Source organism: Algoriphagus boritolerans DSM 17298 = JCM 18970 (assembly GCF_900108085.1).
GTDB classification, from domain to species: domain Bacteria; phylum Bacteroidota; class Bacteroidia; order Cytophagales; family Cyclobacteriaceae; genus Algoriphagus; species Algoriphagus boritolerans.
On record NZ_FNVR01000001.1, the window covers coordinates 76903 to 102955 of the forward strand.

Genomic DNA, 26053 nt, shown 5'->3' on the forward strand with positions numbered 1-26053 from the left:
TTTAGGCGTTTTGCTTAGTTTGGAATGCAAATGCATACAATTTCATCTGCTTGATCATCGCAGCTAATCCATTGGACCGTTGACTTCCGATGATACTTCCCATTCCAATTCGATCAATAAAATCCAATTGTGCATTTAATATCTCCTCGGGACGGCGATGGTTTAATACTCGAATCAAAAGTGAGATCAATCCTTTGGTAATGTCCGTATTGGAATCTGCCTGATAGTGAATTTTACCACCTTCTTCGTTTGCTACCAACCAGACTTTGGATTGACAGCCTTTAATGATGTTTTCTTCTTTTCGCTCAGCTTCTGGAAATTTCTCCAAACCTCCGCCAAGTTCCATAATGTAAAATATGGTAGACTCCTTGTCATCACCGAGGATTTCAAATTCAGAAACGATCTCGTCTTGTATTTCCTTGATGCTGCTCATTTGTTTTTAAATCTTGCAATTTGGGCTACCCCTTCCGCCAGTTTTTCGATCTCTGATTTAGTATTGTAAACTGCAAAGGAGGCTCTGACAGTTCCTTCGATCCCAAATCTTTTCATAAGGGGCTGCGTACAGTGGTGGCCTGTCCTGACAGCAATTCCTTTTGCATCGAGCAATTGGCCTACATCAAAAGGATGCATTCCATTGATATTGAAAGACAGGACCGAAACTTTATCGGCTGCGGTTCCGACAGGAATAAACCCCTGGATATCCAGCATCGTTTCGTTGGCGTAGGCTAACAATTCGTCTTCGTGTGCCTTGATAGCCGGTTTTCCATATTCGTTGATGAAATCCAAGGCAGACTTGAAAGCGATCACATCTGCGATATTCGGAGTTCCCGCTTCAAATTTGAATGGAATGTTGTTGTAAGTGGTCTTTTCGAACGTCACTTCCTTGATCATCTCCCCACCACCCAAGAAAGGAGGCATGGATTCCAAGACTGCTCTTTTTCCATACAAAACTCCCAGTCCAGTTGGTCCATAGAGCTTATGCGCCGAAAAAGCCAAAAAGTCGCAATCCAGATCCTGGACACCAATTTCTAAATGCGAGGTAGATTGGGCACCGTCAAGCAAAACTTTTGCTCCAACAGCATGCGCAGCATCAATTACATTCTTGACCGGATTGATCGTTCCGAGTGCATTTGAAGCATGAACGATGCTCACCAGCTTGGTTTTCGGTGAAAGTAATTTTTCGAATTCTTCGAAAAGAATTTCTCCTTTCTCACTGATCGGTATGATTTTAAGAATTACGCCTTTTTCCTCGCATAGCATCTGCCATGGCACAATGTTGGAATGATGTTCCATGGTAGAGATGATGATTTCATCATCTTTTCCAATGAATTTCCTTCCAAATGTCTGAGCGACCAGATTGATGCTTTCCGTAGTGCCTTTGGTAAAAATGATCTCGGCAGACTCCCTGGCATTGATAAATTGCTGGACCGACTCCCGCGTACTTTCATAGTAGCGTGTTGCCCGATCTGCTAGCGCATGTGCACCACGGTGAATATTGGAATTGTCATGACCATAATAGTTGGTCAAGGCGTCCAAAACCGCTTGCGGCTTCTGAGTTGTTGCTGCATTATCAAAATAGATCAAAGGCTTCCCATGGACTTCTTGATGAAGCACCGGAAATAAGCCTCGGATCTGATCGATGTTTAAGCTCATGGCTTTAGAATTTGCTGCCTAAGCGCTCCTGAATGAGCGTGTCGCAATAAGTTCGGAAACTTTCTTCTTGTATTTTTTCCAATACTTCTCCTGCGAATGCATAAAGCAAAAGACCTTTTGCCTGCATTTTGTCAATGCCCCTGGCCTGAAGATAGAAAAGTGCCTCTTCATCAAGTTGACCTACCGTACAGCCGTGAGAGCACTTGACATCATCTGCCCAAATCTCCAATTGCGGCTTGGTGTTGATAATGGCATCATCTGAAAGGAGGATGTTATTATTTTGCTGGAAAGCATTAGTCTTCTGCGCATCCTGGCGGACAAAAATCTTCCCGTTGAATACTCCACGACTCTGATCTGCTAAAATTCCTTTATAAAGCTCATGGGATTCAGCATGCGGAATCGTATGATCTACGTTGGTGTGATTGTCAACATGCGACTTACCATTGAGCAAATAGATTCCGTACATGTTTCCCTCAGAATTGCTTCCAAGGAGGTTAAAGCTTAGGTTGTTTCTAACCAAATCTCCTGAGAGGGAAATAGTTACAGAAGTGAATCTCGCGTCCTTTTGAATGTCCGATTCGATGTTGCTTACTTCAAGAACAGGCTTTCCTTCGTTCTGAAGTCTGTAGTAGTGTAGTTGGGTATTAATTCCACCTTTCAACTCTACTACTTTGTTGACAAAATAGGCTGTTTCACCAAGGCTAACGCTCTGTTCGATGAACGTCACTTCCGCAAAATCACCTGCTTCGATCCAAACTCGAGGTTGAATTACTTGACCTTCATTAGCTTGGTTAAAGAAAAGTAAAAGAATTGGCTTTAGGATCTGTGCTTTCTTTGGAATGGAGATAAAAATCCCATTTTCAAAAGAAGCCTGATTTAAGGCAGCAAAGGGATCCTTCTCAGGTTTTGCGATGGATCCCAATGCCAAATCAGATTTTTCGGATAGCACAGAAACTTCTATGCCTTTAATTTTGGCAGAATGAGCTGGTAGGAATTTTCCGTTGGAAAACACCAATACATCTCCTTTAAAACCTTCGAAAATGGAAGATTTTATCAGTTCTTCCGAAACTTCAAAAGAGTCTGCGTTGAAGAAGTTGGTGATGTTTTGCTCCAACTTCTTCCCGACGTTGGTAAACTTATATTCTTCAGCTTTAGCGAGGGGTATACCCTGGGCTAAATAGCATTCTTTTGCCAATATTCTGGCAGCTGTAAAGTTTGTGGGAGCTGACTCTAAAAGACGGCTAAATGGATCTTGTTTTGTCAAGGTACTCATGTGTGTTGGTGTTGAGTTTAGACGGTGGCTGCGGAATCGACTTCTTCTTTGATCCAGTCGTAGCCTTTTTCTTCGAGTTCCAAAGCCAATTCTTTTAACCCGGATTTTACGATTCGTCCATTATAGAGCACGTGCACGTAATCCGGCACGATGTAATCAAGAAGACGCTGATAGTGAGTGACTAAGATCGTCGCATTTTTATCTGATTTCAATTGATTCACACCGTTGGAAACGATTCGCAACGCGTCGATGTCAAGTCCGGAGTCAGTTTCATCCAAAATAGACAGACTCGGATCCAACATTGCCATCTGGAATATCTCGTTTCGCTTCTTTTCTCCTCCGGAAAAACCTTCATTCAGCGATCTGCTGAGTAGTTTCTGATCAATTTCGACAAGTTTCATTTTCTCCTTCATCAAGGTCAAAAACTTCACTGCGTCCAAAGCTTCCAATCCTCTGTATTCACGCACCTGATTCACTGCTGTTCTTAGGAAATTGGTAGAAGAGACTCCGGGAATTTCTACAGGATATTGGAAAGCCAGGAAAACACCTTCGCGAGCGCGATCCTCAGGAGCGAGATCCAATAGATTTTTGCCTTTAAAAATCACTTCTCCTTCGGTCACCTCAAATTCCTCCCGTCCGGCAAGTACAGAAGCTAAAGTTGACTTTCCCGAACCATTGGGTCCCATGATCGCATGCACTTCACCAGCTTTAACTTCCAGATTGATTCCTCTCAGGATTTCTGTTCCTTGGATGGATGCGTGTAGATTTTTTATACTTAACATAATTCGATATTTGACATTTGAAATTTGAGATCGGGTAGCGTTCTATTCCGTTTTGAATTTTTTGCCACGAAACTCACTCTCTTTTAAATATTTAATAAAGTCCGAAATTGATTTATAAATTTCAGAACTGTTAGTTCCCATTTCGTGAAGTTTTCTTCACTAATATCTATTGTCTATCAAAGGTCCTATAGAGTTGCGACCTAGTTTCTCCTGCGGAGCCTTTTGCGATGCTGAAGAAATTGATAAATTTTTTGTTCCCTTCTCTTTCGAAACCTTCGGCGATGTAATCCGGCACAGATCCGGATGAAGAATTTATTTGATTTCTAAGGCTGAAATCCTTTTTAAAACCATTTATTAAGGATAATTCCCAGATTTCTTTGGCAAAGCTTCTGGCCTTTTTCCAAATTTCAACTGCTTTTAGCCGACTGACCCTTCAAGCGTCAACGCCAACAACTTCTGTGCTTCGACTGCAAATTCCATTGGAAGCTGATTAAGGACCTCTTTGGCGTAGCCATTGACGATCAGGGCTACTGCATCTTCAGTGGCGATTCCCCGCTGGTTGCAGTAGAAAATCTGATCTTCTCCAATCTTCGAGGTGGTTGCCTCGTGTTCCACTTTGGCACTGGTGTTATTGATATCGATGTAGGGGAAGGTATGTGCTCCACAGCGATTACCCATTAATAATGAGTCACATTGTGAGAAATTTCGAGCGTTATCGGCTCGCTTCATTACTTGCACTTGGCCCCGATAGGAGTTTTGTGATTTTCCGGCAGATATTCCTTTGGATACGATTCTTGACTTGGTGTTTTTTCCAATGTGAATCATCTTCGTTCCGGTATCTGCCTGCTGATAGTTGTTGGTCACCGCTACAGAATAGAATTCACCGATCGAGTGATCTCCTTTAAGAATACAGGAAGGATACTTCCATGTCACTGCAGAACCAGTCTCTACTTGTGTCCAGGAGATTTTGGAATAGTCACCTGCGCAGATTCCTCGCTTGGTCACGAAGTTATAGATACCGCCTTTACCGTTTTTGTCGCCTGGAAACCAGTTTTGAACGGTTGAATATTTCACTTCTGCATGCGCTCCGGCGTAGATCTCTACCACAGCGGCATGAAGTTGATTCTCGTCACGCTGAGGAGCGGTGCAACCTTCAAGGTAGGAGACATAAGATTCGTCTTCCGCTACGATCAGTGTACGCTCAAACTGACCCGTATTCGCGGCATTGATTCGGAAATAAGTCGAAAGCTCCATTGGACAACGTACCCCCTTTGGTATGTAGCAAAATGACCCGTCAGAGAAGACTGCTGAGTTCAACGCCGCATAATAATTGTCCGTCATCGGTACAACTGAGCCCAGGTATTTTTTCACCAATTCTGGATGCTCTTTGACCGCCTCACTGAATGAGCAGAATACAATACCAAGCTTGGAAAGTGTACCTCTAAAAGTCGTCGCTACAGAGACAGAATCAAGTACCGCGTCTACGGCAATCCCTTCCAATCTCTTTTGCTCGTTGAGGGAGATTCCCAATCGCTCATAAATTGCTATCAATTCAGGATCAACTTCATCCAGGTTTTTTGCACTCTTTTTTTGTTTTGGAGCAGAATAATAACGGAGTGCCTGAAGATCGATTTTTGGATAATGGACATTTGCCCACTTCGGTTCGGTCATGGTCAGCCACGTCCTAAAAGCTTTTAACCTCCATTCCAATAGCCATTTAGGTTCTTCTTTTTTCGCAGAAATCCATTGGATGATTCCTTCATTAAGACCTAGCGGGGCTTCATCGGCCTCGTAATTGACCGACCAGCCATGTTCATATTCCTTGGATGTTAATTCCTCTAAAATCGTGTTGTCTTTGCTCATGGTCTGAGTTATTTAGACTAATTACATTTTAAATGCGAAGGTATAACATTATATCAAAATATTATGTTCGCAGCGATTCGAAAAATCTATGAGAGATATAAAAACAAATCTAAAAATAGCCTAAAATCCCCCATTTAGCCGTTTTTAGAAATAAAAAAAATATGAATCCGGCTTAGGCTGAATTCATATTACGATATGCTATTGGCAATAATTTATTTATCTAGATTTAATCTAAATAGTGTTATTTCTCTTTATCAAAGAATTGAATCGGTCTATTTATACTTTCTTCCAAAACAATTAATGTTTCGGTTCTGTCGATTCCTTCTACTTTTTGGATACTATCGAGTACCAAACGCAGGTGGTTGGTGTCTCTGCAGATGATCTTAGCGAAAATGGAATAATTTCCAGTCGTGTAGTAGCCGCTCACCACTTCTGGAATTTCTTTCAGTTTCTCGATGACATTATCGTACAAAGAACTCTTTTCGAGATAAATTCCCAGAAATGCTGAAATGTCATAGCCAAGCTTCGAAAAGTCAATGTTTAAAGTCGCGCTTTTGACTATACCCATGTCCTCCAGTTTTTTCATTCTCACATGGACAGTACCTGAGGATACAAATACCTTTTTGGCGATTTCGGTGTAAGGAGTTTTCGCATCCTCATTTAACAATGAGATTATTTTCAAGTCTACGTTGTCAATATCTAAAATTTTGTCCATTTTCTTGCAGAGGATTTAGATGATTTATAATAAATGAGCCTGTAAATTAGAGATTGTTCAAAATATTGCAAAATTATTTTTTCAATTTGTAATTAATCTCAAAATCCATTTACTTTGGGCTATCTTATTAAATACGATTGAAAATTTGGTTTTGAAATAATTAATTTGTATTTAAGTTTATAATTGCTTCAAAAACCGAAGATTTAATTTTAAGTTCGAAAACTTTTAATCTCTAAAGTTATATTTGGGTTTATATTCTGAAAAGAGTCTTGTCTTTGGCAAGACTTTTTTGTTTTCAGAAAAAAAATTTAAAATACAAAAAATTGCATTTTAAATTTTTAAAAACGCATAATTCATTCTACTTTTGGTTTATGCAAAAAATGTTGCTTTTCAAAAGACTAATTGCCTGTGCTATTTGGGGTTTTGCAATGACTTTTCCCAATGGGAACGGTGATGCGAGGGCGCAGCAAAATTCCGAATCTGCTGAATATTTGGGTTTTGTTCAGTTTCAAAGACTCACCATTCACAAGCTTCTGTCGGTTGCTCATTCGGAGGATTTTTCCAGGCCCGAAGAATTGAAGCGCTCTCCCCTATCCCAGTTAGAAGAAAATAATGCCAAAAACCTTAACTCGCATTGGGCATGGCCTGAGCAAACACTGGAGATGATCGATAGCTATTCTCCCTTTTTGTTCAGAACTAAGAAAAGCCAGGAATTGGACGAGGTTAAAATTTTGCTGGACGTGAACTCAAAAGGACGAGTCTCCGGTTTTGAAGTTTTGGGTGAAGTGGACAAAGGGCTCAAGGAACGATTGGACCACATGATCCGCAAATTACCGGATTGTAAGCCTGTTCCGGGATATGAAAACTACAGATCGGAACGATTTGAGTTAACAATAAAAAAATAGTTAGACTGGTTAATCCGGTCTTTTTTTTGAGCGGTTGGTTCTGCATTGTGGAGCTTTCTTATTTTTAAGCTTACAATTCTATCCAGCCATGAGAAAAACCACCATTTTACCAATTCTATGCTTCGCTTCGGGTATAACAATGGCTCAAGTCCGAAGCTTTGAAGCCGAAAAACTTTTTCCCGAGAAAAATGAAAAATTGAAGTTCCATACGGTTTCTGGAGAGCGCCACGGTCCCTCATTTTTCAAAAAGTTCGTTTTTCCCGAAGTAGAATATACACCGGGTGAAACACTCACCTTTGAAAAATATCATACGGTGGATGTGATGTACGCCTGGTATGAAAAATGGGCGACCCAATTTCCTGATATAGTCGACTTGTATGTGATTGGGGAGTCCTTTGAAGGACGGCCGGTCTATCAAATGACCTTGACCAATAAAAAAACAGGAAAAGATACAGACAAACCTGCGGCCTATTTTGAAGGAGGAAGACATTCCGGTGAAATCACCTCCAGTGAATCCATCCTCTGGCTGACCCAGCATTTGCTGGAGAACTACGGCAAAGATCCGGAAATCACTGCCCTGATTGATACCAAAGCAATTTACCTCCGTCCTCAGAATAATCCGGATGGATCTAACCTTTATTTGTTTACAGAGCAGCGGAACAGAAGTACCGTGCGGCCTTACGACAATGACCGAGATGGGCTTTTGGATGAAGATCCTGAAGAAGATCTGGATGGGGATGGAATCATCTACCAGATAAGAAAAAAGGCCATCACTCCTGAGGAGAAAGAAAAGGCCAATTTCATTATTGACCCAAAGGATTCTAAAGGCAGATTAATGAAGCGGACTTTTCCCGGAAAAGGGGAATATTTGGGTTATACAGAGGGAATTGACAACGATGGTGACGGCAATTTCAATGAAGATGGTATTGGTGGGCTGGACTTACACAGAAATTATCCCGAAAACTGGAGGCCCAACTCAGGTGGAGATCTTACGGGTAGAGGATATACGCAAGGCGGTGCTGGAGAATACCCCCTCAGTGAGCTCGAAACACGATCCACAGCACTTTGGATGCTCAGCCACCCGAATATCTCAGTGGTAAATTCCATGGACACCCGAGTGCCTATGCACCTTCGTCCACCATCCACCTCCAAGTCTGAAGAACGCATGTACCCTCAGGATCTTGCTATATATAAAGAGATGGATGAGCTGGGACTTTCTTTTACCGGATATCCTTGGGCCGGTGATGTATATGAGACTTATTCCACCCGATACAAAGTCAATTCCATGACTGGAGATCCATTGAAGCCCGAACCACTTTTTGGGCATGGACCCGATTTTGGGTACTTCTATTATGGTAGTATTTGGTATGGGGATGAACTCTGGAACGGCGGTGCGATGAAAGATTATGACAGCGATGGCATTTATGACGAATACGATGGACTGATGTGGGATGACGAAGAAAATGGAAGCCGAGGATTCAAGCCATGGACTTCATTCAATCATCCTCAGCTGGGAGAAGTAGAAATCGGCGGGTTTCACCCCAAGTTTTTTGCACAGAATGGTCCCGCCTGGCAGTTGGAAAACTGGGCGAAAAAGCAAGCGCTATTCAATCTCGCCATGGCCAAAAGACTTCCTCAGTTGACTATTTCCGATCTGAGAGTAAAGAAACTATCAGAAGGTGAATTTGAAGTCACACTCGAATGGACCAATTCCGGTCAATTACCTGTGGCATTGGAACAAGCCAAATTGGTGAAAATTGTGCAGGAAGACAGAGTGTCACTGGATTTTGACAAAGAATGGACCAAAGGCTATGAAAATGCCAAAGTAAAAATCACGACTCCATCCCTCTACGATAAGACCATTTACTCCGGTTACACTGAAGTTGGAGAGAAAAAGACAGCCACATTTAAGGTTAAAGTGGAAGGAAATGAAGCTGTAAAAGGTAAAATCAGACTTTCCTCTACCCGAGGTGGCTATTTTGAGAGAGAATTTACCCTAAACCAATAAGTGAATATTATTATGTTATTAGTGAAGCGATGGACTTGGGTTTTTGGCTTGGTTTTGTCGGTGCAATTTTCTTTTGCACAGCAAAAACGGTCCTTGACCCATGCAGATTATGATGGATGGGAGAGTCTTTCTTCTGTAAAAATCACCAACAACGGCCAATTTGTCGGCTACCAGATTTCCCCTCAGGATGGAGATGGTCGATTGGAAGTGTTCCCGTATCAAACTCCCAATCAAAAGACCATCATCCCAAGGGCTTCGGGCTTCAACTTTACTCCTGATGATGCCTATGTTGTCGGCAAGATTGTCGCTCAAAAAGATTCCGTCAGAGCACTGAAGCTTCAAAAAAAGAAAGCGGATGACTTGCCAAAAGACAGTTTGTTCATCATGAACCTGACCTCTGGAAAAGTAGAAAAACTTCCTCGGGTGAAATCTTTTGCGATTCCTACCGAAAAGGGAAACTGGATTGCCATTCATTTTGAAAAAGAATTGCCCAAAAAATCCGATCCTGCCGACTCTTCCGCAAAAGCCGAAAAACCTAAAAAAACTGACGGGACCAAGCTGCTGGTGCGGAACTTGGAGGGCACCAAATTCTGGGAGTTTGATCGGGTGAAAAGCTTTGGTTTTGCTCCAAATGGAGATTTTTTCCAGTACACCTTGGCAGAAGAAGACACCTTGGACAACGCAGCGATTTATATCCTGAATCTTACTTCCGGAGAAAGTAAGTTGGTGCATGAAAAGATGACCACTTACTCGAATGTTGCTTTTTCCCCGAAGTCCAAGTATTTGTCTTTCATTGCCACAGCTGATTCTCTGAAGTCTAAAAAACCGGTTCATACACTTTATTTGTATCAGATTTCATCAGGGTCTTTTTCTCATCGGATAGAGAAAACTACCCCGGGAATCCTCGCTGGAGGCAGAATAAGCCCGGATGGTAATGTTCGATTTTCTGAGGACGAAAGCAGAATGTTTTTTGGCGTAGCCAAGGATTATGTAGACTATGCCTATGCCAACGATACCACGATTTTGGATGAAGAGCGTGTGAGCTTGGATATTTGGGGTTGGCAGGACTCAGAGATTCAGCCCATGCAGCTGGTCAATCGGTCATCTGAAGAGAAAAAGACCTTTACCGCAGTCTTGGAAACCGGTACAGGAAAAGTCATCCAACTGGCCACTCCCGAACTGGACAATGTCATGCTGGAGAATAAAATCACCAAAGGCATCGCTTTGGCCTGGACTAATGATCCTTACAGACGAGCCTATAGTTGGGATATTCAAATCGGTCGTGATGTCTATTGGGTCGATTTGAAAACAGGAGCAAAAACGCTTATCGAGAAAAATGCCTCCGGATCGCCGAGGCTTTCTCCTGAAGGAAAATATGCTTATTGGTATGATTCAAGAGACAGTTCCTGGGTGGCCTTTGACATCCAATCCAACGCGAAAATCAATCTCACCAAAGCCCTACCTGTTCCTTTTTTCGAAGAATTGCATGATTCACCCTCTTTACCGGGTAGTTATGGAAGTATAGGCTGGTTGGCAGGTGATGCTGCGATCCTGATCAATGACCGCTTTGACATCTGGAAGATCGATCCTAAAAGCCCTTCGGAAGCCATAAACTTGACCCTGGGGGAAGGCCGAAATAAGCAAATCACTTTCCGAAGAGAGCGCCTGAAAGCAGATGAAACGTCCATCGATCCGAATGAGCCTTTGATTCTTTCAGCTTTTAATGAAGTGAACAAGGACAATGGCTTTTTTACAAGTTCTTACGATGGAAAAACGGCTCCCAAGCAATTGATTATGTCGGCACATCGCTACATGGGGTTGACCAAAGCCAAAGAATCCAACCGGATTTTGGTAAGAAGATCAACTTACCGTGAAAATCCAGATGTCTACCTGACTGATCTGACATTCAAAAACCTTACAAAGGCCTCCAATCTCAATCCACAGCAGGCAGGAATAAATTGGGGAAGTGTGGAATTGATTTCTTACCTGGCCAATGACGGGACTCCGCTTCAAGGATTGCTTTTCAAGCCGGAAGGATTTGATTCTTCCAAAAAGTACCCCATGATGGTGTATTTCTATGAGCGAAACAGCGATACCTACCACAACTATCGGGCTCCTGCACCAAGTAGATCCACAATCAACATTCCTTTCTTCGTGAGTAATGACTACCTGGTTTTCGTGCCGGATATCAAGTATGACCTCGGCCTACCGGGACCAAGTGCCTACAACTGCATCATTCCTGGAGTACAGGCTGTGATTGCCAAGGGAGGAGTGGATACCGAAAATATGGCGATCCAAGGCCAAAGTTGGGGAGGGTATCAGGTTGCTTACCTCATCACCAAAACGAATATGTTTAAAGCCGCAGGTGCCGGTGCGCCGGTAGTCAATATGACATCAGCCTATGGTGGAATCCGTTGGGGAACAGGAATGAGCAGGATGTTCCAGTATGAGCAAACTCAATCCAGAATTGGGGGAACCCTCTGGGAAAAACCGCTTTATTTCCTCGAAAACTCTCCTCTGTTCACAATGGACCGGGTGCAGACGCCCGTATTGATCATGCACAATGATGCCGATGGGGCGGTGCCTTGGTATCAGGGTATTGAGATGTTTATGGCTTTGAAGCGATTGAACAAACCGGCTTGGTTGCTTCAGTACAATGGAGAGGATCACAATTTGACACAGCGAAAAAATGCCAAAGACCTCTCCATCCGTTTGAGTCAATTCTTTGATCATTATCTCAAAGGTGCACCTGCTCCGCTTTGGATGACCGAAGGGGTTTCCGCTGTGGAAAAAGGGAAAACCCTCAAATATGAGTTAGGAAACTAAAAGGCAAAAGCCCCGGATTTTAAACAATTCGGGGCTTTTCATTTTTGGGGAAAGCTTTTTATTTCAGGAAAAATCCTCAATTTCTGAAATTTTTGAATCTGTAAATTTGAAAATCGATTTCCCTTTTAACTCAATCTCTTGCCCTTTATTGATTCCATTTGGAAAATCTACTGCTGCAATCGCCCAATAGGAAATACGAACTTCACTTTCACCTTCCCGGTGAGTAATGAACTCAACAGTTTGCTTCCGTTCTGAAAAATAATCCAAGGCCTCTTCTGCCTGCTTTTTGAATGCGTTTTTCCCTTCAAAAAAATGTGTTAACGCTCCTGACGAAAAATTTTTAAAGACAACACGTTCATCCAAATGCTCGATCATGCCTTTTACATCCTTGCTATTGTATGCTGCAAGGTAAGCCTCGATCAGTTTTTCCCGTTTTTCATTTTCCATAGCTAAAACAGTTAATGGCTTAATGACCTTCGCGGCCATAGGGTTATTTGTCGGTGAATCTTTGGTAAGTGAAAACCATTCGTAGTGGCTTGGGCTCAGTGGATACCCGATTTCAACTAAAATTTCAAATTATAAATTCCCTTTTTATCAAACCGCCACTGCCGCTTTGATATGCGGATGCGGGTCATAATTGAGGAGTTCGAAATCCTCATACTTGAATCCGAAAATATCCTTGACGTTGGGGTTGATTTTCATGGTGGGCAGGGGACGGATGTCCCTGCTGAGTTGAAGTTCTGCCTGCTCCAAATGGTTAAGATACAGGTGTGCGTCTCCAAATGTGTGGACAAAATCTCCGGGAATCAAGTCACAAACTTGTGCCACCATCATCGTGAAAAGTGCATAGGAAGCGATATTGAATGGCACTCCCAAAAACACATCGGCACTGCGCTGATAGAGTTGGCAGGAAAGCTTGCCGTCTGCCACATAAAACTGGAAAATCGTATGGCAAGGAGGTAGGGCCATGTGATCCACATCGGCTACATTCCATGCGCTGACGATGTGCCGTCGGCTATCCGGCTTGGTTTTGATTTGGTGGATCAGATTTTTGATCTGGTCGATTTCACCGCCTTTTCCGTCAGGCCAGTGTCTCCACTGATAGCCATAGACAGGTCCGAGATCCCCATTTTCATCAGCCCACTCGTCCCAAATGGACACGCCGTTTTCTTTGAGCCAGGTGATGTTACTTTCTCCTCTGAGAAACCAAAGTAGCTCCACAATGATGGAGCGGAGATGTAGCTTTTTGGTGGTCACTACCGGAAAGCCCTCGGCCAGATTAAACCGCATCTGATGTCCAAAAACAGAGATGGTTCCGGTTCCTGTTCGGTCTGATTTTTTAACTCCTTCAGCGAGGATTCGCTTCATCAAATCGTGGTACTGCTGCATATTTCGAGCGGAAATTCTTTGTTGGCAAGTTAAGTGATTCGAATAATTTATAAACAATTTGTGTGCTTTGCTTTTTTAAAAAAGTACCTTCATAAAACCGATAATTTACATTCCCTGCACCCGAATGTTCAGAAAACAACCTGCTTTTGCCCTCCTTGGATTTGGGGTTTTATTGAGCATTTTTATTTTGGTTTTTCCGCCGATTCCTTCCTTTGATTACGATTTTGAACAGTTTTTTCCACAGGATGATTCGGATTTAGCTTTCTATCAACAGTTTGAGAAAGACTTCGAAAGCGATAATGACTACTTACTCATTGCACTACAGAATGAAAATGGAAATCTGATAGCAAAATCTTTTCTCGAAAAATGTGACTTGATAAAGGAAGGCATTTCACAACTCAGCGGTGTGGATACCTTGATTTCTATACTGGATTTGGAGCTGCCGGTGATTGGTCTTTTCGGTATCAGTTATTCCAAAGTCTTCGACTGGGAAAATGAAGATAAGTTAAAGCAGACTTCGACTAAACTGAGTCAGTTCAAAGGTTCACTTATTTCCAGTGATGGGGAAAGTTTGCTTTTTTTGATCAAAAATGATTCAAATCTCAGTAAAGAACAGGGAGATACGCTCTATCATCAGATTCAAGAAGTCTTTAGAGCGAATGAAATTATTCCTAAAGCAATTGCAGGAAAAATTCAAACTCAGGGCGATTTTGTGACCCTGATGCAGGCAGAATTTGGACTTTTTCTGGGGGCATCACTCGTGTTGATTTTGCTGACACTGGTTTTAATATTTCGAAGTGGGTGGGGAGTGATCGTACCGATTTTGGTTTTGGGTATGGGAATTTTGTGGACATTTGCCCTGATTCTCTACGCCGGGAGATCACTCGATATCATGTCAGTCATGCAGCCGACGATATTTTTGATCGTGGGATTAAGTGCTTTGGTACATTACTTCACCCAACTCACAAAAAAGCTCCGCGAAGGCTATCCAAAGGACGTGGCGATATTCGAGACATTCCAGGAGCTCACATTTGCGGTGGGGTTGACGATTTTGACGACTGCAGTCGGTTTTTTGTCACTTTATTTCACTTCGATTCCAGCTCTGAAAGGGTTTGGCCTATGGACAGGAATCGGAATTTTGCTCAACTTTTTGGTCATACTTCTTCTCACTCCCGGATTACTCTATCTTTTTCCCCTTTCTGGCAAACAAGCGACCCAAGCGAAGTCATTTTCAACACTGAATGGATTGTTCTTGTGGATTTTAAAACATAGGAGGTTGGTGCTTTCCGCTTTTTTTGGTGTGACAGTATTAGCCGTGATATTCGGTGGGCAGCTTAAGGTGAATGGTTTTCTCTTGGACAACCTTCCGACTGATCATCCAATACAGGAGAATTTCAAGTATTTCGATAGCGAGTTTGGCGGATCTAATCCGATGGAGATTTACCTGGAAGCAGGACAGCGTGTGTCCTCACTACTTGACTTCGAAGCATTAAAAGAAATTGAAAAATTGGAAGGGAAGCTTTCGGAAACATTGGGTGAAAGGCAATATGTCTCCCCACTGAGCCTCATCAAAACGCTGAATCAAGCTCAAAACCAGGGAAGCACCGCTGCATTTACTTTTCCATCTCAGGGACAATACCTCAGAATGCGCCGCTATTTTGATCAGCTAGTCAAAATAGAGGGGCCAAAAGTGCTGAGTTCTGATCAGCAATCTGGCCGAATCAGTTCAAGAGTGGAAGATCTGGGAAGTCTGGAAATGGGAAAAAGACGAGCTGAAATCCTGGATTTCGTCCAAAGAGAAATCAACCCTGATTTCCTGAAAGTTAGATGGACAGGAACAGCCTATCTGATCGACCGGGGACACGAATCGGTGACAAAACAAATGCTGCAAGGGCTAATAGTCGCATTTGCTGTGGTGGGGCTGATCGCAGGATTTTTGTTTCGTTCTTGGAGACTTTCCTTTATTCTCCTGATTCCCAATGTCATCCCATTAGTTTGGATGCTGGGGCTGATGTATTTGCTCGGCATTGAATTCAAGTTGACCACTTCGATACTTTTTACCGTTGCATTTGGTATCGCGGTGGATGATTCCATCCACTTTATGGCTAAGCTAAAGACAGAATTGGACAGAGGGAAAAACTTACTTTACGCCATCAAGCGCACTTTTTTGGAGGCTGGACGTGCCATTTTCCTTACCACAGTTATTCTGGTCGTGGGTTTTGCATTACTGAGTTTCAGCCAATTCGGAGTGACACACTTTACGGGATTACTGATTAGTGTAACCTTGATTTTTGCGCTTTTGGCTGATTTATTTCTTTTGCCAATTCTACTTTTCCCGCTGAAAAAAGCTTGGGATAAGAAGTCCAAAGCAAGAATTAAGGATTGAACCCTTCCCAGGTAAATGTGGCTGTCACCGGATAATGATCAGAATAGTCTACTTCCCGATGGGTATTGAAATGGACCGGAGTCAGCGATGGATCAGCGAAAATATGGTCTATACGAAGAAAAAATAGGACGCGATTATAGGTGAATTCAAATCCTCTTCCGGCTTTTTCGAAGGCATTGACCAATTTTTGGCTCAGTTTGAAATACGCATACGAATAAGGAATCTCGTTTAGATCGCCCATTAGGATTACCGGATGCGGACTGTTGTTGAGGTGCTCAAAAAGAATGGAAAGTTGCTGGGATCGGGCAAGACTCCCTCGATGTAGTTTTCCTAAAGTTTGTCTGTAGACAAGCTTCGCCTTTTCATAACTTTCCAGCGACTCGGCCTCGATAGCCATGGACTGCAAGTGGGTATTGTAGATGCGGATCGTGTCTCCTCCCACTTGGATATCGGCGAAAATCGTCCCGTTGTTTCTCTGGTTGTCAAATATCACCCCCTCATTTACAATTGGGTATTTGGAAAAAATAGCCATTCCAAAGGATCTTCTCTTTTTGTTACCATTTACAATATGATAAGAGTGCTCGTATTCTCCATTTTTACCGATGATTTTGATTGCATTTCTACCGGCAGAAGTATGGTCTTGATAGAATTCCTGGATTGCTTTCACGTCAGCAGGATGGTCTGCCAGCCAGGTAAAGACGTTGGGTTCTCCTTCCGTGGTTTCTTCTTTTTTATAGAAAAAACCGTGTGCATTATAGCTTAAGACTTTCAGCCCTTCGGCTTGGTCATCTTTTGTATGATACTGAAAAGTGATTAGTAAAAATCGATAACCAATGATCAGAGTAATAAGTGGTAAAAATGCCAGTCTTCTCCAGGCTAAAATCAAAATTGCCAAAAGGAAAAAGTTGACAATAAGGATAGGAGGAATAAGGAAAGGGAGTAATCCTGCATAAGGAAATACCTCCGGCGAAATAAAAACACTCAAAAAAAGAAGGAGAGATATCAAAAATACCAGTCCGGTTACAAATTTCATTTGAATAGGGTTGAGTGCATGTAAACGATCCTGAAACCAAAAATGGCAATTTTTGAACCAAATTCCCCATTTAGAATCGGATTTAGGATCAAAATCCGTACAAAGGGATAAACTTTCTCAGGTTATCCTATCAATCAAATAAAATCAGAAAAAGAAAAAACCAATTCGTGTCTATTATTTGGAATCAAGCGAATTGGATTATTTTTACGTCCTTACCTACTCATTAATCATCTACTCTATGAAAAAGCTTTTCAATATCTGGTTGATCGCCCTGGCTTTCGGATTATTTTTAGCCTGCCAGCCAAAAACTCCTGAAACCTCGGAAGGATCTTCAAACGAAGGGGCCGTTTCTACGGAAGTTGCTTCGGAAGAACAACGTCCAAGTCCTCTGGAAATCAAAGAAGGTCAAATAGCCGGCAAAAAAATAAGCATTCACTATGGATCCCCTTCCGTGAAAGGCCGGACAATTTGGGGTGATCTGGTGCCCTACAATGTTGTATGGCGAACAGGTGCAAATGAGGCGACCTACATCGATATTCCTCAGGATATTAGTGTCGAAGGCAAAACACTTCCTGCTGGAAAATATTCCCTTTTCACCATACCAAAAGAAAGCGGGCCTTGGACCGTGATTTTTAACTCTGACTGGGAGCTTGAACATGGTCACTTTCAATACGATGAAAAAAATGACGTCCTAAGAGTACAGGTTTCGCCAACTTGGGAAAGCTCATCGGCAGAGAAACTGTCCATCGACATTGAATCTCCGGGATTAGTAATTCGATGGGAAAAACTCAAGTTACCGATTGCTGTTCAATAGTCTTGACTGTTAAGAATCAGGCTGTATCAAAAGGACCGAATGTCACATAGGGCGAAGTCGAAATGTCATCCAATTCCCTCGAAATGGCCTTTGCCTCCACTCAGGCTCACACTGAAATTTCTTTTGAGACAGCCTCATTTGTTTTGGTTTTATCGTAGAGCTAAACCTTCCAATCCAAACGTGTTTTATTATTCAGTGCCTCCTTTATCAATCATTTATCCAAGTCCATACTCCGATGAAGTACGTTTCATTCTTTTTGGTTTTGGCCATCAGCATTTCTTTGGCAGTAATTGTTTCAATTCCCATTGGTCAAATCCCACCGATTGCTCCATTGCTCGATCCTAATCATGGTTTTTGGCAGAATACGCTAAGTGAAGATCAGCTTGCCAGGAATGAGATGCATCTGGCAAATCTCAATGGCCCTGTCGAAGTGGTATATGATAAAAATCTGATTCCGCACATTTTTGCCGGAGATGAGTTGGATCTTTATCGGGCTCAGGGTTATGTGACGGCCCAGCACCGACTTTGGCAAATGGAATTTCAGACGATGGCTGCTGCCGGAAGAATTTCTGAATTTGTAGGTCCCATTGCTCTGGAGTTGGATCGGATGACCCGTAGAAAAGGGTTGACCTATGGTGCCGAAATGGGGTTGCAGTATATCCAAGAGAATGATCCGGAGACACTACGACTGATAGAAGCCTATGCAGATGGGGTAAATCAATACATCGCGGAGCTTTCAGACGCGAGACTTTCCGTGGAATATAAAATCCTAAATTATCGACCGGAATCTTGGTCTGCCTACAAAACGCTCCTGCTTCTCAAATATATGTCTGATATGTTGGTAGGAGATCGGGATCTTGAGTATACCAACCTTCGAAAAATTCTTGGCGAAGCGGGTCTGAACAGGCTATTTCCTGAATTTCCCTCCGAAAATGATCCTATCATTGAGGCTGAAAAAGTATGGGATTTTACTCCGGTTCCAATTTCAAAACCTGACTCCCTTAATTATCCCGATGAAACGCTCCTGATCAATCCGCTTAATCAGCCCATCGAAGGAACAGGTTCCAATAATTGGGCTGTAGCGGGTAAAAAGACCAAGAATGGGAATCCCATCCTGGCAAATGATCCTCATTTAAGTTTGAATTTACCTTCGCTATGGTATGCGATGCAGTTGAGTACTCCCACGCACAGTGTAAAAGGAGCCACACTTCCCGGTGCCTTGGGCGTGATCTCCGGTTTCAATGAGCATATTGCCTGGGGTGTAACCAATGCCACAAAGGATGCGCGGGATTGGTACAAAATCACTTTTCAGGACGATACCCGAAAAGCTTATAAATACGGGAATGAATGGAGACAGTCGTCCTACAGAATTGAAGAAATAAAAGTAAAGGGACAGGAAGTGTTTTTGGACACGGTGATCTATACCCATCATGGTCCGGTGGTCTATGACCGAACCTTTGGAAGCGAAAGACAGGATGTGAATTTCGCATTGAAGTGGACTGTCCATATGGGTTCAAATGAGCAAAAAACATTCATTCTCCTGAATAAGGCCAAAAATTTTGGTGACTATAACTCCGCTCTGGATTATTATACTTCACCGGCTCAAAACTTTGGATTTGCCTCCGTATCCGGAGATATCGGGATGCGGATTCAGGGTAAATTTCCCCTGAAATGGACCGAACAAGGCAAGTTTTTTATGGATGGAGCCAATCCACAAATGGAATGGCAGGGATACATTCCAAACGAACACAATCCGGCCACCCTGAACCCCGAGCGTGGGTTTGTATCTTCAAGCAATCAGCATCCCGTCGACCCCTCCTATCCGTACTATGTTTTCGATAATTCTTACGAGCACTACAGAAATAGGCGACTAAACAGTAGACTTCGAGAGATGGAGCAGATTACCGTTGAGGATATGAAAACCTTACAATTCGACGATTTTAATCTTCAGGCGGCAGAAGCACTTCCGGTGATGATCAACTTGCTCGGTACGCATAAGGTGGATGATCCCGCGGCAGAAAAATACCTTCAAGAGCTGAGATCATGGGATTATTTTGCAGATCCAAATCAAAAGGGGCAAACATTATATTCGATTTGGTCTTCGGAAGTATTCGAAAGTATCTGGAGGGAATTTAGGGAAATAGGGGTTCCAGTTGTCCTGCCAAACAGTTACCAAACTGTGGAATTATTGACCAAATCTCCCAACGATTCAATCTTTGATATAAAATCAACAGAAGGCATCGAAACAGCGGCAGATCATGTTAAACGTGGTTTTGATTCCTTACTTGTTGCCATGAAAAAGTGGGAACTTGAGGAGGGAGATTATTCTTGGGCTAATTTCAAAAAAACCACCATACAGCATCTGGTTCCTAATTTCAACTCATTTTCTGTTACCAATGTCTACACCGGAGGAGGCTCCGGTATGCTAAATGCAACGGGAAGTAGACATGGGGCAAGTTGGAGAATGATCGTGGAGTTGGGGCCGGAGATCGAAGCCATTGGAGTCTATCCAGGTGGTCAATCAGGTAATCCGGGAAGCAAGTTTTACGCTAATTTTATTCCCATCTGGGCAAATGGTGAATATTTGAACTTTAACCTTAGAACCATAGAAAATCAAGAAGATATCCTTTTCAAAACTTCCTTAAAGTAAACAGCGATGAGATTTATATTTTTAACACTATTGACAGCGATTGTGGTTGTGTTTCTGAATCCAATTGCCCCCTTTTGGGTAGTGATGATCGCAATTGGGGCGTTAAGCGCATTGGTCTACCCCAATGGCATTGGTGGGTTTCTGGGAGGTGGACTCGGAATGGGACTTACCTGGCTTGGTCAGAGCATCTATCTGGGAGTCACCACAGGTAGTTCATTGCCGGATAGGATGGGGGATTTGATGGGGCTTGGTTCAGGGATGACTTTGGTTGGAATCACCGGTTTGGTCGGGTTTATTCTTGGGGCATTTAGTGGATGGACTGGGGTATTGTTTCGTATTATGCTCCGGAAAACCCCTCAAAATGTGTACAAGGGCTAATTGAAGTCAGGCTGAAAAATCTTCGTTTTATTAAACGAAAATATCCTTTTTATTTTCTCAGTTAATCGGAATGAGTACCTTTGTTACTCATTATTTAACCGATTTTTTATGCTTGAATCTTTAATCACATCCAAGACCCGACTACGGCTCTTGATTAAATTTTTCGTTAATTCCCAAAACCACAGCCATCTCCGTGGTTTGGCGGATGAATTTGGTGAATCTACCAATGCAATTAGAAAAGAGCTTAATAATCTTACCGGTGCAGGGATTTTGATCAAGCATTCCGATAAAAATAAGATAGAATACCAAGCGAATATCAGACACCCGTTTTATACCAACATTCGAGATATCATCAGAAAATATCTGGGACTGGATATGCTTTTGGAACAGATTCTGGAAAGAATGGGAGAGGTGGAGCAAGTGGTGTTAACCGGAGATATTGCCAGAGGTAGCGATACCGGTACAATCGACGTTCTGGTCACGGGAGCTAATCTCAACGATGATTACATCAATTATCTCACAAATCGTTTGGAGCAATTAATTGAGCGAAAAGTGGTCTTCACTTTGGCTACCGGCCGGATTTCATCCGGCGGATTGATTCTTTTTGACCGAGAGGCAGGGATTTAATTTTTTTTAACTGTTAAATTAAAAAATGCTGTATGCTAGGCACACTATGTGACTGACTGGGCGAAGCTGTATCCAGTGCAAAGAATTAAAGTAAAAGATGCAATTTTGGCATCGCTAAAATGAGAATCTGTTATTTTCAAGAAAAAAAAGTGAAAGACTTTCATAATCAATATATACCCAGAATTCTGGTTCTTTGGATTATCTTCTTCTTTATGTTTTTGGGCGCTGCGTCAGCTCAAAACCTAAGTGATTTAAGAAATTTAGAAGTCGATAAATTATCTGATGCGCAGATTGAGCAGTTGATCAAGCGAGCTGAAGGAAGTGGAATGACCACCGCCCAGCTGGAAGCTATGGCTCGAGAGCAAGGACTGTCTCCCATTGAAGCGAACAAGCTGCGCCAACGGATTTTGCAACTGCAGGATACTGTGAATCCTCAGAGTGGCATTTCAGGATCACAACAGGGAAGGGGCGCCGGTGATCAAACGCAAAATGATTTGTTTGATTCCTTGCGTAGATCAGATCCGTACTATGATTTGACTCCCTATCAAAAGAAGATTTTTGGGTTTAAATTGTTTCACAACAGAGAATTGGATTTTAATCCCAGCCTGAATATCCCCACGCCGCAGGGATATATAGTAGGATCAGGCGATCAGCTTTTAATTGATGTTTATGGAGCTTCCCAGCAATCATTTGATGTAAATGTTTCTCCAGAAGGCATGATTTTGATTCCAAATGTAGGTCCTGTTCAAGTGGGAGGAGCATCTATTGAAGCAGTTTCAGCAAGATTGAGGTCATCCCTTGGTCGGATTTATTCAGGGCTTTTAGGATCAAATCCCAATACATTCCTTCAAGTAAGGTTGGGAAATATTCGCTCCATCAAAGTTTCAATGGTCGGAGAACTTTCCCGACCCGGAACCTATACTTTGCCTTCTTTTGCATCTGTTTTCAACGGACTTTTTGCAGCAGGTGGGCCGAATGAAAATGGGTCTTTCAGAAATATCCAGGTTTATCGGGATAGCCGGCTAGTAGCTTCAGTTGATATTTACGAGTTCGTTTCCAAAGGAAATTCTCAGTCCAATATTACACTCCAGGATAACGATGTCGTTATTGTTCCTCCTCTTCAGGCTCGTGTAGAAATAATAGGGCCTGTGCGCCGAGAGGGATTTTTTGAAGTAAAACCCGAGGAAACTCTTTCAGACTTATATGTTTACACAGGTGGATTTACCAGTCAGGCATACCGGGATCGTCTTACAGTCAGAAGAATTGAAAATAATGAGCGAAAAGTAATTGATGTCCAGCAGGCGGATTTTGATTCATTCAATCCCAAAGATGGCGATGAGATTCTAGTGGGAGAATCATTGGACCGGTTTGTCAATCGGGTACAAGTCTCAGGCGCAGTCAATCGTCCCGGTGAATATGCCCTTGAAAATGGTTCCTCGGTAAAAAGCCTCATTGAAAAATCTCAAGGACTTAAGCCGGAGGCTTTTCGTACTAGGGCAACGCTGTACCGTACGAGTGAGGATTTGACTTTAGCTGCCACTACCTTGGATCTGCAGGGCATTTTGGATGGTTCTGAGGAAGATGTCCAGCTGAAAAATGAAGACTTGCTATTCATTCCAAGTCGATATGATATTCAGGAAGAAACCTATGTGAAAATATCCGGAGAGGTGAATATTCCGGGGACTTTTCCTTACGCAGCCTCAATGACCGTTGGCGATTTGATCCTTCAGGCAGGCGGCTTACTCCAGTCAGCATCAAATTCATCTATTGAGATTGCCAGAAGGGTAAGGGATGCGAGAACGGGTAGGTTGGCAGAATTGTACACACTGACAATCGACCCGGATTTAAAGCTTTCTGAGCAGGAAAGTAATCAGCCGCTGATGCCGTTTGATCATGTGTTTATCCGAAAAAGTCCCGGTTTTGAACGAGAGCAACTGATCAAAGTCGAAGGAGAGGTAAACTATCCCGGGGAATTTGCAATTGCATCAGCAAACGAGCGGATTTCCGATGTGATCAAACGTGCGGGTGGCCTGAATCAATTTGCCTATCCCAAAGGAGCTAGCTTGGTGAGAAGAACCATTTATTTTGAAGAACTCTCTCCGGAAGAATTGAAGGAAAAAAACTTAAGAGACATTCGTGAAAAAGTTGACCCCGAGAAGAGGGCACAATTGAATCAAGCTGAATTGTTGCTATTTGAGCGATTGGATGGAAAAGTAAATGCAATCGAAGAAAGAAAGCTAATTGAAGAACAAAAGAAAATTCTGGAAAATCTCTCCGAAAGTTCCGATTTTGATTCGGTTTTTACAGATACAGTTTTCAATAAGGTAAGATTTAAAAAGCAAGATGTAATCGGGATTAACTTAGAGGAAATCTTAAGAAATCCAGGTACCGGAGAAGACTTGATTCTAAGGGAAGGAGATATTTTAAGGATCCCCAAAGAACTTCAAACTATCCGTATGGTAGGAGAGGTGCTGATGCCCACCACCACTCGTTTTGTTCGAAATAACAACCTAAAAAACTATATTTCTCAAGCCGGGGGCTTTACCGAAGATGCGAGAAGAAGCAAATCCTATGTGATCTATGCAAATGGTGACGCAAGAAGCACGCGTTCTTTTTTAGGTATAAACTTTTATCCCAAAATTGAGCCGGGTGCTGAAATCGTTGTTCCAAAGAAACCACAGCGTGAGAGAATCACACCGGCCACTTGGATAGGGATTGCCTCGAGTTTGGCCACATTGGGGATTTTGATTGAACGTTTAATACAATAACACTCTAATTAGTTAAAATTTATGAAAATTGCCGTAATAGGAACAGGTTATGTAGGCTTGGTATCCGGTGCTTGTTTTGCTGATGTTGGGATCGAAGTCACCTGTGTGGACATCGACCAGAAGAAAATCGAAAAACTCAAAAACGGTATCATGCCGATTTATGAGCCAGGTTTGGAAGAATTGGTTGTGAGAAACTTCACTAGTGGCCGCCTTCAATTTAGTACCGATCTGGGTGAGTCTATCCAGGGTGCCGAAGTTGCGTTTATTGCCGTTGGGACACCTCCGGGTGAAGATGGCTCAGCGGATTTAAAATATGTGCTGGCAGTCGCTGATGAAATCGGTCAAAAAATGACTGATTATATTGTTGTGGCTACCAAAAGTACGGTGCCTGTGACTACCGGTGAGAAGGTCAGGGCGGCAATCAAAGCTGCTTTAGATAAACGGGGTTCTGACCTTCCGTTTGCCGTGGCCTCCAACCCTGAATTCTTAAAAGAAGGTGCAGCCGTAGAAGATTTTCTGAAACCTGATCGAATTGTAATTGGAGTGGATGATGAGCGAGCCGAAGAAATTATGAGGCGGTTATACAAGCCGTTCCAATTAAGTGGGGATCGGATGATCTATATGGACATTCCTTCTGCTGAGATGACCAAGTATGCTGCCAACGCCATGCTGGCCACCAAAATCTCCTTCATGAATGACATTGCCAATCTTTGTGAAAAAGTAGGGGCGGATGCAGCTATGGTTAGAAGAGGCATCGGCTCAGATTCAAGAATTGGCAATAAATTCATCTATCCCGGTGTAGGATATGGTGGCTCATGCTTTCCAAAGGATGTGAAAGCCATCATCAAAACAGCCAAGCAATATGGCTATGATCTGAAAGTCCTTCAGGCAGTGGAAGATGTAAATGATGCCCAAAAACATGTCTTGGCCAACAAAGTGAAGGCTTATTTTGGGGATGATCTGAGCGGAATGACCTTTGCCATGTGGGGTTTAAGCTTCAAACCGAACACAGATGATATGCGTGAGGCACCTGCAGGTATCATCATAGATGAACTAAGAGCCGCGGGGGCTACAGTTAGAGCCTATGATCCAGTAGCTATGGAAGAAGCCAAAGCACATTACCTCTTTGATAAGGTGACTTATTGCAAAGACGCTTATGATGCCTTGGTAGATGCGGATGCATTGCTTTTGGTCACCGAATGGTCAGAATTCCGAATCCCTAGCTGGGATGTGGTTGGTAAACTCCTGAAAAATAAGGTGATTTTCGATGGAAGAAACATCTATGACAAAAAATACCTTGAATCTTTAGGCTTCAACCACTTTGGAATCGGGGCTAAATAGTGGGTTACTTCAGGTAAAATAAGAATTCTATGCTGATAGCAGGAGCAGGAGGTCATGCACAGGAAATAAAAGACGAATTGGAAAGGCAAAATCCTTCTCTTCTTTTTGAGTTTTTTGATGATGCAGATTACAAGGACAATTCGCCCTTAAAATCCTACCCTTTGATTCAGGATCTGAGTTCTTTGAGTTTTAGGTTTCAATATAATCCCTCGTTTGCTTTAGGTGTGGGTAGACCCGAGTACCGGGAAAAATTCATCAACAACTTTGAAGCAAATGAGGGTAAATATTTTCCGGTTCATTCCGAAACTGCTCAGATAAGTAACTCAGCTGAGGGCTTGTTCGATGCCATGGCCTTTTCATTTGTGGGTCCAAATACAAAAATTGGAAAAGCCGTTTTAATAAATACCCGTGCAAATGTTCATCACGAGGCCGAAATTGGTGATTTCACAGAAATAGGGCCCGGAGCTTTGATTTTGGGACAGGTTAAGATTGGTAAAAAATGCAGAGTCGGTGCCGGAGCTGTTCTACTTCCGGGTGTTCATATCGGCGATTTCGTCGTAGTTGGAGCCGGAGCTGTGGTGACAAAAAACGTGGAGGATAATCAAACTATCATCGGGGTTCCGGCAGCACCAATTAAATAAT

21 protein-coding genes are annotated in these 26053 nt (G+C 42.6%); 11 read left to right on the forward strand and 10 right to left on the reverse strand.

Features of this window, described 5'->3' with window-relative positions:
* Position 1: 1 nt before the first annotated feature.
* The 7 genes from C4S61_RS00340 to C4S61_RS00370 form a co-directional block, all read right to left on the reverse strand.
* A complete protein-coding gene (locus C4S61_RS00340; RefSeq protein WP_103922811.1) occupies positions 2 to 433 on the reverse strand; it encodes a SufE family protein in 432 nt (143 codons plus the stop codon).
* Positions 430 to 1653, reverse strand: a complete 1224-nt coding sequence (locus tag C4S61_RS00345) for a cysteine desulfurase (RefSeq protein ID WP_103922812.1) — start codon at positions 1651 to 1653, stop codon at positions 430 to 432. Before C4S61_RS00345 ends, C4S61_RS00340 begins: the two co-directional genes overlap by 4 nt.
* 4 nt (positions 1654 to 1657) lie before the next feature.
* On the reverse strand, positions 1658 to 2926 hold the full coding sequence (gene sufD, locus C4S61_RS00350) for a Fe-S cluster assembly protein SufD (protein ID WP_103922813.1): 1269 nt from the start codon (positions 2924 to 2926) through the stop codon (positions 1658 to 1660).
* 17 nt (positions 2927 to 2943) lie between these two features.
* On the reverse strand, positions 2944 to 3708 hold the full coding sequence (sufC, locus tag C4S61_RS00355; protein WP_103922814.1) for a Fe-S cluster assembly ATPase SufC: 765 nt from the start codon (positions 3706 to 3708) through the stop codon (positions 2944 to 2946).
* A gap of 166 nt (positions 3709 to 3874) precedes the next feature.
* On the reverse strand, positions 3875 to 4114 hold the full coding sequence (locus tag C4S61_RS00360) for a four helix bundle protein (protein ID WP_103922815.1): 240 nt from the start codon (positions 4112 to 4114) through the stop codon (positions 3875 to 3877).
* 11 nt (positions 4115 to 4125) lie between these two features.
* Complete coding sequence (sufB, locus tag C4S61_RS00365; RefSeq protein ID WP_103922816.1) at positions 4126 to 5571, reverse strand: Fe-S cluster assembly protein SufB; 1446 nt, start codon at positions 5569 to 5571, stop codon at positions 4126 to 4128.
* A gap of 241 nt (positions 5572 to 5812) precedes the next feature.
* Positions 5813 to 6286, reverse strand: a complete 474-nt coding sequence (locus tag C4S61_RS00370; RefSeq protein ID WP_103922817.1) for an Lrp/AsnC ligand binding domain-containing protein — start codon at positions 6284 to 6286, stop codon at positions 5813 to 5815.
* Positions 6287 to 6666: 380 nt separating this feature from the next.
* On the opposite strand from C4S61_RS00370, the gene C4S61_RS00375 reads away from it, so the two are divergent.
* The 3 genes from C4S61_RS00375 (at position 6667) to C4S61_RS00385 (ending at position 12025) form a co-directional block, all read left to right on the forward strand.
* Positions 6667 to 7191, forward strand: a complete 525-nt coding sequence (locus C4S61_RS00375; protein ID WP_146064318.1) for a hypothetical protein — start codon at positions 6667 to 6669, stop codon at positions 7189 to 7191.
* An 88-nt stretch (positions 7192 to 7279) separates the two neighbouring features.
* The gene (locus tag C4S61_RS00380; protein WP_103922819.1) at positions 7280 to 9199 is read left to right on the forward strand and encodes a M14 family metallopeptidase; all 1920 of its coding nucleotides are present in this window, start codon (positions 7280 to 7282) and stop codon (positions 9197 to 9199) included.
* Positions 9200 to 9211: 12 nt separating this feature from the next.
* Entirely contained in the window at positions 9212 to 12025 is a 2814-nt protein-coding gene (locus C4S61_RS00385; protein WP_103922820.1) for a S9 family peptidase, read from the forward strand.
* Between the two features lie 63 nt (positions 12026 to 12088).
* Here the strand turns inward: C4S61_RS00385 and C4S61_RS00390 are convergent, their stop codons facing one another.
* Positions 12089 to 12472 (reverse strand): nuclear transport factor 2 family protein, encoded by a 384-nt coding sequence (locus C4S61_RS00390; protein WP_160111181.1) that lies wholly within the window; start codon positions 12470 to 12472, stop codon positions 12089 to 12091.
* A 147-nt stretch (positions 12473 to 12619) separates the two neighbouring features.
* Positions 12620 to 13414, reverse strand: a complete 795-nt coding sequence (locus C4S61_RS00395; RefSeq protein WP_103922822.1) for a thymidylate synthase — start codon at positions 13412 to 13414, stop codon at positions 12620 to 12622.
* A 124-nt stretch (positions 13415 to 13538) separates the two neighbouring features.
* Between C4S61_RS00395 and C4S61_RS00400 the strand changes: the two genes are divergently transcribed.
* Positions 13539 to 15800 (forward strand): efflux RND transporter permease subunit, encoded by a 2262-nt coding sequence (locus C4S61_RS00400; RefSeq protein WP_103922823.1) that lies wholly within the window; start codon positions 13539 to 13541, stop codon positions 15798 to 15800.
* On the opposite strand, the gene C4S61_RS00405 is transcribed toward C4S61_RS00400, so the two are convergent.
* Positions 15790 to 16833, reverse strand: a complete 1044-nt coding sequence (locus tag C4S61_RS00405; protein ID WP_103922824.1) for an endonuclease/exonuclease/phosphatase family protein — start codon at positions 16831 to 16833, stop codon at positions 15790 to 15792. The genes C4S61_RS00400 and C4S61_RS00405 overlap by 11 nt on opposite strands.
* A gap of 238 nt (positions 16834 to 17071) precedes the next feature.
* On the opposite strand from C4S61_RS00405, the gene C4S61_RS00410 reads away from it, so the two are divergent.
* From C4S61_RS00410 to C4S61_RS00440, 7 genes are all read left to right on the forward strand, one after another.
* Positions 17072 to 17647: a DUF2911 domain-containing protein gene (locus C4S61_RS00410; RefSeq protein ID WP_103923139.1), complete on the forward strand. Its 576-nt coding sequence runs from the start codon at positions 17072 to 17074 to the stop codon at positions 17645 to 17647.
* 235 nt (positions 17648 to 17882) lie between these two features.
* A complete protein-coding gene (locus tag C4S61_RS00415; protein ID WP_103922825.1) occupies positions 17883 to 20297 on the forward strand; it encodes a penicillin acylase family protein in 2415 nt (804 codons plus the stop codon).
* Positions 20298 to 20303: 6 nt separating this feature from the next.
* Positions 20304 to 20675, forward strand: a complete 372-nt coding sequence (locus C4S61_RS00420) for a hypothetical protein (RefSeq protein ID WP_103922826.1) — start codon at positions 20304 to 20306, stop codon at positions 20673 to 20675.
* Positions 20676 to 20783: 108 nt separating this feature from the next.
* Positions 20784 to 21302 carry a DeoR family transcriptional regulator gene (locus C4S61_RS00425; RefSeq protein WP_103922827.1) on the forward strand — a complete coding sequence of 173 codons (519 nt, stop codon included), beginning with the start codon at positions 20784 to 20786 and terminating at the stop codon, positions 21300 to 21302.
* A gap of 212 nt (positions 21303 to 21514) precedes the next feature.
* A complete protein-coding gene (locus C4S61_RS00430; RefSeq protein ID WP_103923140.1) occupies positions 21515 to 24070 on the forward strand; it encodes an SLBB domain-containing protein in 2556 nt (851 codons plus the stop codon).
* Positions 24071 to 24091: 21 nt separating this feature from the next.
* Complete coding sequence (locus C4S61_RS00435) at positions 24092 to 25411, forward strand: UDP-glucose dehydrogenase family protein (RefSeq protein WP_103922828.1); 1320 nt, start codon at positions 24092 to 24094, stop codon at positions 25409 to 25411.
* 29 nt (positions 25412 to 25440) lie between these two features.
* Positions 25441 to 26052 carry an acetyltransferase gene (locus tag C4S61_RS00440; protein WP_103922829.1) on the forward strand — a complete coding sequence of 204 codons (612 nt, stop codon included), beginning with the start codon at positions 25441 to 25443 and terminating at the stop codon, positions 26050 to 26052.
* Position 26053: the final 1 nt, after the last annotated feature.